This window comes from Rhizobium sp. SG2393 (assembly GCF_042610495.1).
Taxonomy (GTDB): domain Bacteria; phylum Pseudomonadota; class Alphaproteobacteria; order Rhizobiales; family Rhizobiaceae; genus RU20A.
Window position 1 is genome coordinate 153,558 of record NZ_JBHGAP010000008.1, and the last position, 12,213, is coordinate 165,770.

The following is a 12,213-nucleotide window of genomic DNA, read 5'->3' on the forward strand; positions in this document are numbered from 1 at the left end:
CCTGCCTCCCTCACCGCAGCATCTGTATACCTGCCAGGGCATAACGGCCTCCGTGCCCAGACACGACGATGCCCGCCTTTTCGGGCGGGCATCGGGTCTTGCTTCTGTCTTTTCGCTTTTGGCTCAGGCGGCCTTGTCGACGGCCCACTTGCGGAGGATCTTGGCAGCGCGTTCCTCGCTGATCTCCACCATGCGGGACAGTCGCCGCTCCGGGCCTTCCTTGACCCGGCGGTTGAAGCCGCCGGATGTGTCGTCGTCGAGGCTGAGGAGATCGTCGGTGCTGTCGAAGCCGAAGTCCGACCCGAAACCTTCCATGAGCGCGCCGCCGGCAGCCACGCCCACCGGGGCCGGCGAGAAGTCCGGAAGTTCGAGCCCGGCGGATTCCGTCTCGATGCCGGCCGGGGTGCCGAGACCGACGGAGCGGGCCAGCGGGCGCAGGCCGAGCCAGACCACGAGGAAGGCGACCACGAGGAAGGCAACCGCGTTGATGATACCGCCGAGGTTCTGGGTCAGCACGGCCATGACGCCGGGTCCTGCGACCGGTTCGTCCAGGACCTGGTTATCCACGAAGTCCATGGCTGTCAGCGTCACCACGTCGCCGCGTGCGGTGTCGAGGCCGGCGGCAGAAGCGACGATCTTCTGCATCTCCTGCAGGTAGGCGTCGACCTTCGCCTGATCGGCCCCCTCGCCCAGCATGGTGGCGACCCGGGCCTTGTTGACGACGACGGCGACCGACAGCTTTTCGATGCGATAGCTGTTCTTGGTGGTCGCGACGGTCTTCTGGTTGATCTCGTAGTTGGTCTGTTCTTCCTTCTTCTGCGCCTGGTCGCTGGACTGCGGGCCCGCGCCGCCCGTGGTGGGCGCAGCCTGAGGCACGTTCTGCTGCACGGTGGCGGCATTTTCGGCCTGCTGGCGGCTGGATTGCGTATCCTCCTTGGTCACGCGCGTGGAGCGCTCGACGCGGGATTCGGGATCGAAGGTGGTTTCCTGGATCTGCTGGCTGTCCGTGTTGAGGCTTGCCATGACGCTGGCACGGAAGTTGTCCATGCCGAGGAAGGGCGCGAGCGCCTTGTCGATGTTGCTTTCAATCTCGCCCTGGACGTTCTGGACGATGGAGAGCGACTGGTTGAGATTGTTGTTGGCCGGATCGGTGCCGGTGGCAAGCAACTGGCCGGTGGAGTCGAGGATGGTCACGTCATCGACGTTGAGGCCCGGAACGGATGAGGCCACCAGATGACGGATCGAGGCCGCAGCATTGCGGCCGACCGTCGCGCTGGCGCGGATCATGACGGAGGCGGTCGGCGTCTGGTCTGTGCGCCGGAAGCTGCCGCGGTCGGGCATGACGATGTGGACGCGGGCGGCGGCTATGCCGGAAATCTGCTGGATGGTGCGGGCGATCTCGCCTTCAAGCGCCCTCACCCGTGTCACTTCCTGCATGAAGGAGGTCAGGCCGAGCGAGCCGACATTGTCGAAGAGCTCATAGCCGGCATTGGCGCTGTTCGGAAGGCCGCGCTCTGCGAGCATGAGACGTGCCTTGCCCGTCATGCCGACCGGCACCTGCACCGACGCCCCATCCGCACCGACGGTGAAGTCGATGCCAGCTTCGGCCAGCGCGATGCTGATCTGGTTGACGTCCGGTTTTTCAAGGCCGACGTAGAGGGTTTCGAATGCCGGCTTGTTGACGTAGAGGCCGGTGGCGATGATCAGGCCCATGGCGAGGATGCCGGCGCCGGCAAGCGCGATCAGCTTGCCCTGGCCTAATCCTGCCAAATTCTTGGCGATGGTCGAAAACTGTTCCAACAGATTCATTCTGTTCCGCACCCATTAGCGCAACGGGCATCGAAGCAGACATCGCTTCTCCCGGTGTTGCGCAGGTCAACACATCGGCCCGGCTGACGAATCGCCCGAATGCGGACGCAGATCCACCGGTTCCGAGATGACCCTAGGTGACGAAACTTGCGCGAACTTGTCGTGTTCGCCCGACCAAGCCCCGGCATGTGCTGGCGCGGACGCCAGCGGCAGTGCGATCAGAATGCCTCGAAGGCGCCCGCGCTGTCGTCGATCGGCTGGGAGTGACCGCGACGCAGCGAGCCGTGGCCGAGGGATCGCTGCATGTCGGCGAGCTTGATGAGGCTGACGGCGGTGGTGACATCGACCAGCCATTCCGCAGGGATAGTGGACGTGACGGTGTCGATGAATTCCGCCAGGCCGCGCGTCTTCTGCACGGCGAGGTCGATGCCCTGCAGCACCATCATCCGATCGGCTTCCGTCAGGTGCGTCTCGCCCCTGGTGTCGGAGAGCTGCGGTTCGATGCGCTCGATCAGATAGGCCACGTCATGCAGCTCCGAGACGATGCGCATGAGCACATCCGGGAGCGCTTCCTCGAAGTGGGCCGAATGGCCCTGGCGTTCCGCTGTCATGTCATCCGTCCTCATGCTTGCGCCGCGGCGCGGGTTGTCGCTTGGCTGCAGCGGGCGATCGTCGCCCAGGCCTGCCGCGTCTTAGAAGAATTCGATCGAGCTTTCGGCCGGCTTCGAAACGGGTGCCGGACGGGTTTCCATCTGCACCGTCTTCTGGGTTTCCACGCCGGTCAGCGCGTATTGACGGGCACGGCCACTGATCGGCCAGAACTCCAGCTTGCGCCCGTGCTCGCCGCCGGTGCTCTCGCTGACGATCTTGATGCCTTCGTCGCTCAGGAACTGGCGGGCGAAGCGTGCGTTCTGCTCGCCCACATTCGAGAAGCGCGCGATGGTCTTTGCGCCGCCAAAAATCTTGGCTTCGAGACGATCCCTGCGCGCGCCCTTCTTCAGGAGGCCGTTGATGAGAAGTTCCATGAGATGCACGCCATAGCGCGTCGCATCCCCGCCGGCCGACAGGGCTTCCGCCGAGCCGGGCAGCAGGAAATGGTTCATCCCGCCGACGCCCGCGACGGGGTCGCGCAGGCATGCCGCCACGCAGGAGCCGAGGATGGTGGTCAGGACCACATCCGGATCACTGACGACCTTGTACTCGCCCTGGATGACGTGAACACGCTTTCCTGCCTGGTCCATGCTCATTTCAGCGCCCCAAACACGGCCTCGATTGCCGCCTTCATCTTCTCAATGGTGAATGGCTTGGCCAGTACGTTGTTGGCCCCCAGCGCAGCAGCCTTCTGAACCAGCGCGCGGTCGCCCTGCGCGGTCAGGATGATGAAGGCCGCCTTCTTCGTGGCCGGATTGGCGCGCACGGCCTGCAGAAGGCCGAGCCCGTCCATCTTGGGCATGTTGAAGTCGGAGATCACCAGGTGGTGCGGCTGCTGGGCCATGATCTTCAACCCCTGCTCGCCGTCACCGGCAGCAGTGATCTGCTTGAAGCCGAGCTGTTGGAGGGCGTCTCCGAGCAGAAGGCGGCTGGTTACCTGATCGTCGACGATCAGAACTTTGATTTTTTCGGCGAGAGACATTATTCCGTTCCTTCTTTGCGGGCAGCCGTAGACTTGAGAACTTCCTCTCCGATCGCCGAGAGGGGAAGCTGATGTTCCACGGCACCCATTTCGTAAGCGACGCGCGGCATGCCGTAGACGACACACGTCTTTTCGTTCTGCCCGAAGGTCCGGGCACCCGCTTTTCTCATTTTCAACAGACCGGCGGCACCGTCGCGGCCCATGCCGGTCAGAATGACGCCAACAGAATTGCGGCCGGCGACGTCGGCCACGGAGTCAAAGAGCACATCCACCGACGGTCGATGGCCGTTCACAGGCCCCATATCCGCAAGCCGGCACGACGGTGACGAGGGATTGACGACCTGCAGATGACGTTCGCCGCCGGGCGCGAGGTAGACGCGGCCGATCTCGAGCCGCGCACCGTCCGTCGCCTCCTCCACCTGGGGCGCGCAGAGACGGTTCAGCCGGTCCGCGAAGCTCTTGGTGAAGGTATGCGGCATATGCTGGGTGATGACCGTCGGCGGGCAGTTCTTCGGGAACTTCTGCAGCACCGCGATCAGAGCCTCGACGCCGCCGGTCGATGCACCGATCGCGATAATGCGGCGCGAGGCACGGTAGTCGGACTGCATGTTCACATTGGCCGCCTGCGGGGTTGCAAGGCGGTTGGTGCTGATCATCGTCTTGCGGTGCGAGCGGGCAGCCGCCTTCACCTTCTCGGCCAGTTCGCCGAACGGATGCGGATCACCCGGCAGCGGCTTGCCGACGCAATCGAAGGCGCCGATTTCAAGCGCGGCGATCGTGGCCTCGGCCCCCTTGTGGGTCAGCGTCGAGACCATGATCACGGGCATGGGGCGCAGGCGCATGATCTTGTCGAGAAATTCGAGGCCGTTCATGTTCGGCATCTCGATATCGAGCGTCACCACGTCGGGATCGAGCTCCTTGATGGCGGCGCGCGCCTGCATGGCGTCGGCCGCCTGGCCAACGACCCGGACCTCCGGATCCGCACTGAGGACCGCCGTGATCAGCCCACGCATGGTGGGGCTGTCATCGACGACCAGGACTCTTGCTTGCGCCGTCATGCGCGGCCTCCCTTGCCGGTGTACCGATAGGTGGTGATCCCGATATTGTCGAAGAGCGACTTGGCGTCGCCCGAGACACGCTCGGAATGACCGATGTAGAGATGTCCGCCGGGTTGCAGCATCTGCGCGAAGCGAGACCAGATCTTCATCTGGGTCGGCTCGTCGAAATAGATGACCACGTTGCGGCAGAAGATCACGTCGAACTGGCCCTTGAACGGCCACTGGCCGAGCAGGTTCAATTCGTTGAAGGTGATGAGCCGCTTGACCCTGGCATCGATCTGCCACTTGGGCCGACCATTGACGGAGACCTCCGAGAACCATTGCTTGCGCATGGCCGGGTTGACGGTCTCCAGGGCACCGGAATCATAGGCACCGGCCTTGGCGATCGCGAGGATCTTGGGGTCGATGTCTGTTGCGAGGATCTTGAAATCGTAATCGGCCACGTTCGGCAGCATGCCGAGGACGGTGAGCGCGATCGAATAGGGTTCCTGCCCGTCGGAGCAGGCGGCCGACCAGATGCGCACGCGTCCGCCGGCCTTGGCACGGTTGATGAGTTCGGGCAGCACATCGCTCTTCAAATGGTCGAAGTGATGGTTCTCCCGGAAGAAGCGCGTAAAGTTGGTCGTGAGGTGCGAGAGCATGTCGCGCCGCTCGGCGGCACCGGCCTGGGACGAGACCAGGGCAACATATTCCTTGAACCCGCTCAGACCGAGATTGCGGATGTGCTTGGAGAGCCGGGAATAGACCAGCGAGGCCTTGGTCTCATTGAGATAGATGCCCGCGTCGGAATAGATCATCGTCGCGATCTCGTTGAGATCACGACGCGTCAACGGGTACTCGCCCGTGGCGAGGCACTCGTCGAGGGACTGGCGGCTGTCGATATGGGCAACGGCCATCATGCCGCCTCGCTTTCGCTCTGGGGGAAGATGGCGTCGAGTTCGATGTAGCAGATCATCCGCTTCTCGATGGCGAGAATGCCGCGGGCGAAATTGCGTTCGAACTCCGAGGCCACATCGGGGGTCGGCTGGATATTCTCATCGGTGATCGTCAGGATATCCGACACGGCATCCACGAGCAGGCCGACGACCTTGGTATTGACCTGGGCAACGATGATGACGTGACGAACGGTCGGTTCGGCCGCCTTCATTCCCAGACGCATGGACAGATCGATGATCGGCAGGACGGCACCGCGCAGATTGATGACGCCCAGTACATAGTAAGGCGCGTGCGGCATCGGCGTGGCTGGGGTCCAGCCACGGATTTCACGCACCGACATGATGTTCACGCAGAACTCCTGGTCACCGATCCGGAAAGCGATCAGCTCCCGGCTCCCCTGAACAAGATTTTTTGCGATGTTGCTCATGACACTCAACCCTGAAACTTAACCTGCTGCTGCAAGCGAACTGTCAGACCGGAGGGGCTGGCCACGCGAGGCTGCAACGATCGCATCAACATCGAGAATGAGCGCGACGCGTCCATCACCGAGGATTGTTGCGGCCGCAATGCCCGGCACGTGGGTGTAGTTGGCCTCGAGGCTCTTGATGACCACCTGGCGCTGGCCCTGGATGGCATCGACCATCAGTGCGCGCTGGCCACCGCCTTCGGACTCCACGAGAAGCGCGACACCCTCCACCGGATTGGCCTGCTGGTAGCGGAAGTTGAGTATCCGGCCGACATCGACCAGCGGGCAGAAGGAGTTGCGGATCGAGATCAGCCGCTGGTTGGAACCGAAGGAATGGATCGCCGCTGCCTCGGGCTGCAGCGTCTCGACGATGGCCGTGAGCGGCACGACGAGCGTCTGGCCGGCCACCGTGACGACCATGCCGTCGAGGACGGCGAGCGTCAGCGGCAGGCTCATGGTGAAGGTCGAGCCGTTGCCGGGGCGCGAGGAGATCGAGATGCGGCCACCAAGGGCCTGGATCGAGCGCTTGACCACGTCCATGCCGACCCCGCGGCCGGAGATGTCCGAGATTTTGTCGGCCGTGGAGAAGCCCGGCATGAAGATCAGGTTGTCGATTTCCTCGTCCGACAGATTGGCGTCGGCGGCGATGAGATCGTTGTCGATCGCCTTCTGGCGAACCTTCTCGCGGTTGATACCGGCGCCGTCGTCGACAAGCTCGATGACGATGCGGCCCGAGCGATGCTTGGCGGTGAGCTTGACGGTGCCTTCCGGGTTCTTGCCGGCGGCGACGCGCTTTTCGGGCGTTTCGATGCCATGGTCCACGGCATTGCGGATCATGTGGGTCAGCGGCTCGGCCAGCTTGTCGATGACCGTCTTGTCCACTTCGGTGTTTTCACCTTCCGTGACGAGGCGGATCGACTTTCCGACCATGTCGGCGACTTCCCGGACGATACGCGACATGCGCTGGAAGACGGGCTTCACAGGCTGGGCGCGGATGGCCATCACCGAGTCCTGGATCTCGCGGGTCAGCTGCTGGAGTTCTTCCAGACCCATGTTGATCGAGGAGGTGCCGTTGGTGTCGTTCTCCACGACGCTCTGGGAGAGCATCGCCTGGTTGATCACAAGTTCGCCGACGAGGTTGATGAGGCGATCGACGCGGTCGAGATCGACGCGGATCGTCGGGGTGCCAGCGGCAGCCTGGGCGGCGGCGGCATTGTTGGCGGCGGCAGAGGGTGCGGCGCGCTGTTCGGCCGGCTGCCGTGCAGCCTGGCCGGCCATTTCGACAACCTTGGTGGCGGTCGTGGCGGCAGCAACGGCGGCGTGCTGGTCGTCCTGACCGCGACCGGCCAGATGTTCCTCTTCCTCCACGACGCCGATCGGGCGCTCGTGGTCTTCAGGCTCCTCGAGCAGGGCCAGATCGAAGGGAATCGGCTGCATCGGCATGTCGTCATCGGCCGGCTGGTCGACATTGGTGATGTCGGTGACGTCGAGATCGCAATCCCATTCGGCGAATTCGAAGACGGTGCGAATGCCTTCCTCGCCCTTGTCCGTCTTTACCTGGATCTTCCAGCTGAGATAGGCGCGCTCGGGGTTCATCTCCTCGAGCGTCGGGAGTTCGTCGCTGTTGCAGTAGATGCTCATTTCGCCGATCTTGGAAAGATCGCGCAGAAGGAGCGTGGCATCGTTGCCCTTTGCGAAGAGCTCCGACTTCGGCTTGAAGATCACCTCGAAGGTCGGGGTGACCATCAGGACTTCGCCTTCATCGACGGCGGTGTCGAATTCGTCGAAGGAGAAGCCAATCGGCTGGAAGCCGTCTTCGTTGGTTGCGGCCGGAGCAGCGGCAGCGGGTGCGACCGGCTCGGGGGCCGCGGGCTTGGCGACCGGCGCCTCGACGGCAACCGGGATTTCGCCGGCCGCCAGCGCCTCAAGTTCGCGGATCAGTTGCTTGCTGCGCGCCTGATCCACCGAGCCGCCGTCACGGGCGGCATTGGTCAGGTCGGCGAGAACGTCCGCCGATTTCAGCATCACCTTCAGGACTTCCGGCCCGGGCTCGAGCTTGTTGGATCGAACGCAATCAAGAGTCGTCTCGAAAACGTGGGCAAAGGCCACGAGATCGTCGAGGCCGAACGCACCCGCGCCACCCTTGATCGAGTGGACGGCGCGGAAGACGGCATTGACCGTTTCCGGGTCACGATCGCCATCGTTCAGCTTCAGAAGACCCGATTCCAGTTCCGCGAGCTGCTCTTCGCACTCCTGGAAAAAGATCTCTTTGATTTCGTTCATATCCATGGGGAAAATCCTGGATTAGGCGGTTACACGTTCGATGGCATCGATCAGCTTGGTCGGATCGAAGGGCTTCACGATCCAGCCGGTGGCGCCGGCCTGGCGTGCGCGGTTCTTCTTTTCCGCATCGCTTTCGGTGGTCAGAACGAGGATGGGGACGGCCCGGTACTTGTCGTTGCGGCGCACGCCCTCGATGAAGCCGAAGCCGTCGAGGCGCGGCATGTTGATGTCGGTGACGATGACATCGGGATTGGCTTCTTCGAGAACTTCGAGGCCCTCGACGCCGTCTTCGGCCTGATAGGTCTCGAAGCCGGCATTGTTCAGCGTCACCAGAAGCATGTTCCGGATCGTGCGGGAGTCATCGACCGTAAGAACCTTTTTCTTCATTTCTAAATCTCCTTAGCCGTCAGATGATCGAAATTGATGCCGATCAGCTGCGTGGTTTTCGTGAAAGCCTCGGACACCTTGGAGAAGGTGAAAGGCTGTTTTTCGTTTTGCCAGGTGCGCGACGCGGCCAAGAGAACCTGCACGCAAAGCGTCCCGGTCCGCTCCACGGCGGATGCATCGATGGTGACGGCGTGGCCGCGAGCGGCCGTAAAGGACTGGTGGAGCGCGGTGGCTTCGTTCATGTCGAGCACCGGCTTCAGAACAATGGTCTTCGAAGCAGTTTTTCTGGGCGCCATTAGCTACTGTCCCTTTCCCGAGGCGGTGAAGTGGCGGGGAAGATTTCCCACGACCGGCGGCATGCCCCCTCGGGGCGGGCCCTGCGGTTCAAAAGCGCGGCGGCGCGAGGCCACCATCCGGATCGTCTCACGCATGGCGCGATCCTCCGGCAGCCAGACGGCGCGGCGTTTCAAGCGCGCCATCGAGAAAGGAAAGCTCGTCATCGGCCGCATCGGCGTCGACGGGGACGAGTGCAGCGGCGGCACGGGCGCGCCCGGAACCACTCGGATGGGCCGCCACACGCTGGGCGTCCTGGTAAGCGGGGCGCTCGACCTGGAAGCTGCGGATCGTCGCGCCCAGTTCGAGAATGACGGTGGCGAGATCGCCGGTGGCCTGCCCGGCCTCGCCGGCGCGACGGGCCGTCTGGCCGACAGCCTGCGAGAGATCGCCGATGTCGCGGGTTGCCTCGTCGAGCGCGGCCACGTGGCGGTTCGCGTCCGCAGAGATGGTCGCCATCGACTGGTTGATGCCGGTGACCTGGCCGACGATGGCACTGATGGCATCCTGGGTGCGACCGACGATCTTCACGCCGGTCTCGACCTGGGACTTGGTATCGGAAACCAGCTGCTTGATCTCGCGCGCGGCATCACCGGAGCGCTGGGCAAGGGCGCGGACCTCTTGGGCGACGACGGCAAAGCCGCGACCGCTGTCGCCGGCGCGCGCCGCCTCGATGCCCGCATTCAGCGCCAGCAGGTTGGTCTGGAAGGCGATCTCGTCGATGACGCCGATGATCTGGCCGATCTTTTCGGCAGAGCTTTCGATATCCGCCATGGCGGCGATGGCCTGGCCGGCGACGGCACCGCTCGCCTCGACGCTTTCGCGCGCCGTGCCGGCATCGCGCTCGGTGTCGCGGATACGTGCTGCGCCGCTGCGCAGGGCGTCTGCCATTTCGGCCAGCGTCGTCTGACGCTCGGCGAGACGTTCCGACTGCTCGGCAGCGCTCTCGGCCAGGCGTCCTGTGTCTTCGGCGATGGATGCAGCCAGCGTTCCGGCACGCTCGGCCTTTGCGCGACCTTCCAGGCAGAAGTTGCGCAGATCGTCCAGGGCTTCATTGAAGGTCTCCACCAGCGGACGGTGGTTGCCGGCCGTATCGGCATTGGCGCGAACGGCGAGATTGCGCTCGCGAAGGGCGCGGACGACATCGCCGAACAGCGCGTCGGTCGCGGCCTCGTCCTCGGCATGCTGCTCGTTCAACTGGCGCTGGTGACCGAGACGCAGATCGTTGAAACGCAGCGAGACGGCGATTTCCAGATCGACGAAGGCCATGCGCAGCACGCCGGCCAGAAGCGACTGCAGCTCCTCGCGACGGGACTTTCCGGCGCCGAACATGCCGCGCGGCCAGAATTCATCGACGAGCTGGCTGACGAGATGCTCAACGACCACGGCATGGCCCGCCACCTGCCAGCGGGGCTCGATGCCCATGCGGGCCTGCGCATCGGCAAGCACCTTGACGCGCTCGGCGTAAAGACTGTCGAAGCGTGCGTCGGTCAGGACGCTCCAGTGCGAAAGATGAAGATCGTGCAGCCTGTCCAGCGCACGTTCGCTCTTGAAGACACGGCCGGCATCGCGGCTCGTCTGGATACGGTGGAAGTGATCCCGCAGCGCGACATCGACGCGCTCGGACAGGGAGGTGCGATGGGCGCGGATCGCGCCGCAGCCCGCCTCGTCGAGGCCGGCAAAGCGCAAACGGTCCTGCAGGCTGCCTGCCCGCTCCCGTCCCGCCTGTTCCTGTGCCTGGCCCTGATCCACTCTGTTCCCCGGTCTTCAGAAGTGCATGTCGTTGGGGACTTGCGGGCTCTTGTCGTGCCTCTCCGTCGCGCGTTTGCGCGCAATCGAGGGGCAGTGACCCTTGCTTTTCTGGTCCCACGAAAATGTCAGATAGAAGTGCCATACCGGACCGAGACCGGTGCAACGAAGCGGCGTCATGCCAAGGCGGGAGATCGGACGTCACCCATTCCGACGTGCAAGACAATGTTTATGGTTAATTCCTTGCTTGAAGGTTAACGAAAGCCCCCCACCGCTCGTCCTTTCGGATATGCTCACATGACCAGAAGCACGGGTTTGCAAGGGTTTCATCAGTTTCGGGCAAGCGGCTCCTGCGAGTGTCAGGGATGGCAATGATCGCCCGGAGAAGGACCATGATCGTTCTGACTTTAACGGCCGCGCTGCTCGGCTCGCTTTCGGCCATGGCCATCGGCATGCATGCGCGGCTTGCCGGTCGCTCGCAACCGGCTGAGAAGCCTCACTTCTGACAAATCGACAGCCCGGCTCTCGGGGCCAAAACCGCCATGCGCGGATGTGGCTCAGCCTGTTCCATCGGAACGACCGGCCGCGAGATCTTCGGCCACCACGAGACGAACGCCGGCCGCTTCCAGCATACGTGCATCGCGATCCTCGACATTCCAGTCGGTAATCACGGTCGCAATCCTGTCCAGTCCGCACAGGATGAGGCTGGAGCGGTGACGGAACTTCGAGGAATCGATCAGCACGACCAGTTCATCGGCCTGGCTGATCAGCTTCTGCTCGGCCTGGATCAACAGCGGGTCCGTCTCCATCAATCCGAGCGGCCCGAGCCCCTGGGCGCCCATGAACATGCGCCGCGCATAGAAGTTGCGCGTGACGTCATTGTCGAAGGGGCTCAGAATGATGTTGTGCTCGCGGTAGACCGTGCCTCCGGAGAGCATCACCGTATTCTTCGAGTGCTTGATCAGGTGTTCTGCAATCGGGAAGGAATTGGTGAAGACCGTCATGCGCCGGCTGGCGAGCGGATGGACCATCGGAAAGGTCGTGGTCCCGCCATTGATGATGATGGGCTCGCCATCCTCGCAGAGGGCCACTGCGGCGCGGGCGATCGCATTCTTCTCACGCGCGTTCAGGCTTTCGTTGACGGCATAGGGACGGCCGGCAAGGCCAATGACCGCGGGTGGCGCAAGGGCTTCCGCGCCGCCGCGAACACGCCGCAGCCGCTTTTGCAGGTGGAGGGCCGCAATGTCGCGCCGGATCGTCGCTTCCGAGCTTCCCGTCAGCTCCACCAGTGCGGAAACTGTCGCCACGGGTTGCTGCTGGACGGCCGACAGAATGATCCGATGGCGTTCCTTCTCATGCATGCCTGCCCCCTTTCTGCGTGATCATCCTTGATGCCCAAATGAGCAATGTCAATCAAAAGCGCGCAACAGACGCCTTATTTGACGATTTATGATCGTTTATGATTGTTCTTGATTGACATTCGCCAGCAGCCCGTGGAATCCTGCAGCATCGACAGTCGGCGCCTTGACCGGCTGCACATCTCTTTCCTGGGGAGGAAT

General features: G+C 63.3%; 12 protein-coding genes. All 12 read right to left on the bottom strand.

Annotation, left to right across the window (positions count from 1 at the left end; genetic code table 11):
• Nucleotides 1-123: 123 nt before the first annotated feature.
• The 12 genes from fliF to ACED18_RS16330 all read right to left on the bottom strand — a co-directional run bounded on the left by fliF (nucleotide 124) and on the right by ACED18_RS16330 (nucleotide 12,015).
• On the bottom strand, nucleotides 124-1,809 hold the full coding sequence (fliF, locus tag ACED18_RS16275; RefSeq protein WP_377294119.1) for a flagellar basal-body MS-ring/collar protein FliF: 1,686 nt from the start codon (nucleotides 1,807-1,809) through the stop codon (nucleotides 124-126).
• Between the two features lie 218 nt (nucleotides 1,810-2,027).
• Complete coding sequence (locus ACED18_RS16280; RefSeq protein WP_377294121.1) at nucleotides 2,028-2,420, bottom strand: hypothetical protein; 393 nt, start codon at nucleotides 2,418-2,420, stop codon at nucleotides 2,028-2,030.
• An 81-nt stretch (nucleotides 2,421-2,501) separates the two neighbouring features.
• Entirely contained in the window at nucleotides 2,502-3,056 is a 555-nt protein-coding gene (gene cheD / locus ACED18_RS16285) for a chemoreceptor glutamine deamidase CheD (RefSeq protein WP_377294123.1), read from the bottom strand.
• A complete protein-coding gene (locus tag ACED18_RS16290; protein ID WP_377294125.1) occupies nucleotides 3,053-3,442 on the bottom strand; it encodes a response regulator in 390 nt (129 codons plus the stop codon). Before ACED18_RS16290 ends, cheD begins: the two co-directional genes overlap by 4 nt.
• Complete coding sequence (locus tag ACED18_RS16295; RefSeq protein ID WP_377294127.1) at nucleotides 3,442-4,500, bottom strand: chemotaxis response regulator protein-glutamate methylesterase; 1,059 nt, start codon at nucleotides 4,498-4,500, stop codon at nucleotides 3,442-3,444. Before ACED18_RS16295 ends, ACED18_RS16290 begins: the two co-directional genes overlap by 1 nt.
• On the bottom strand, nucleotides 4,497-5,399 hold the full coding sequence (locus tag ACED18_RS16300; RefSeq protein WP_377294129.1) for a protein-glutamate O-methyltransferase: 903 nt from the start codon (nucleotides 5,397-5,399) through the stop codon (nucleotides 4,497-4,499). Before ACED18_RS16300 ends, ACED18_RS16295 begins: the two co-directional genes overlap by 4 nt.
• Nucleotides 5,396-5,863 carry a chemotaxis protein CheW gene (locus tag ACED18_RS16305; protein ID WP_377294131.1) on the bottom strand — a complete coding sequence of 156 codons (468 nt, stop codon included), beginning with the start codon at nucleotides 5,861-5,863 and terminating at the stop codon, nucleotides 5,396-5,398. The genes ACED18_RS16300 and ACED18_RS16305 overlap by 4 nt, the downstream gene beginning before the upstream one ends.
• An 18-nt stretch (nucleotides 5,864-5,881) precedes the next feature.
• The gene (locus ACED18_RS16310; protein ID WP_377294133.1) at nucleotides 5,882-8,191 is read right to left on the bottom strand and encodes a chemotaxis protein CheA; all 2,310 of its coding nucleotides are present in this window, start codon (nucleotides 8,189-8,191) and stop codon (nucleotides 5,882-5,884) included.
• A 15-nt stretch (nucleotides 8,192-8,206) separates the two neighbouring features.
• Complete coding sequence (cheY1, locus tag ACED18_RS16315; RefSeq protein ID WP_149738432.1) at nucleotides 8,207-8,572, bottom strand: chemotaxis response regulator CheY1; 366 nt, start codon at nucleotides 8,570-8,572, stop codon at nucleotides 8,207-8,209.
• A 2-nt stretch (nucleotides 8,573-8,574) separates the two neighbouring features.
• Nucleotides 8,575-8,868 (bottom strand): STAS domain-containing protein, encoded by a 294-nt coding sequence (locus ACED18_RS16320; RefSeq protein WP_377294136.1) that lies wholly within the window; start codon nucleotides 8,866-8,868, stop codon nucleotides 8,575-8,577.
• A 127-nt stretch (nucleotides 8,869-8,995) separates the two neighbouring features.
• Entirely contained in the window at nucleotides 8,996-10,657 is a 1,662-nt protein-coding gene (locus ACED18_RS16325) for a globin-coupled sensor protein (RefSeq protein ID WP_377294138.1), read from the bottom strand.
• Nucleotides 10,658-11,211: 554 nt separating this feature from the next.
• The gene (locus tag ACED18_RS16330) at nucleotides 11,212-12,015 is read right to left on the bottom strand and encodes a DeoR/GlpR family DNA-binding transcription regulator (RefSeq protein ID WP_377294141.1); all 804 of its coding nucleotides are present in this window, start codon (nucleotides 12,013-12,015) and stop codon (nucleotides 11,212-11,214) included.
• Nucleotides 12,016-12,213 lie beyond the last annotated feature (198 nt).

Bases quoted from the DNA above. Each gene is read 5' to 3' on its own strand.
- ACED18_RS16280 (WP_377294121.1), bottom strand. From the start codon at position 2,420: ATGACAGCGGAACGCCAGGGCCATTCGGCCCACTTCGAGGAAGCGCTC.
- ACED18_RS16305 (WP_377294131.1), bottom strand. From the start codon at position 5,863: ATGAGCAACATCGCAAAAAATCTTGTTCAGGGGAGCCGGGAGCTGATC.
- ACED18_RS16330 (WP_377294141.1), bottom strand. From the start codon at position 12,015: ATGCATGAGAAGGAACGCCATCGGATCATTCTGTCGGCCGTCCAGCAG.
- fliF (WP_377294119.1), bottom strand. From the start codon at position 1,809: ATGAATCTGTTGGAACAGTTTTCGACCATCGCCAAGAATTTGGCAGGA.
- ACED18_RS16290 (WP_377294125.1), bottom strand. From the start codon at position 3,442: ATGTCTCTCGCCGAAAAAATCAAAGTTCTGATCGTCGACGATCAGGTA.
- ACED18_RS16320 (WP_377294136.1), bottom strand. From the start codon at position 8,868: ATGGCGCCCAGAAAAACTGCTTCGAAGACCATTGTTCTGAAGCCGGTG.
- cheY1 (WP_149738432.1), bottom strand. From the start codon at position 8,572: ATGAAGAAAAAGGTTCTTACGGTCGATGACTCCCGCACGATCCGGAAC.
- ACED18_RS16295 (WP_377294127.1), bottom strand. From the start codon at position 4,500: ATGACGGCGCAAGCAAGAGTCCTGGTCGTCGATGACAGCCCCACCATG.
- ACED18_RS16310 (WP_377294133.1), bottom strand. From the start codon at position 8,191: ATGGATATGAACGAAATCAAAGAGATCTTTTTCCAGGAGTGCGAAGAG.
- ACED18_RS16300 (WP_377294129.1), bottom strand. From the start codon at position 5,399: ATGATGGCCGTTGCCCATATCGACAGCCGCCAGTCCCTCGACGAGTGC.
- cheD (WP_377294123.1), bottom strand. From the start codon at position 3,056: ATGAGCATGGACCAGGCAGGAAAGCGTGTTCACGTCATCCAGGGCGAG.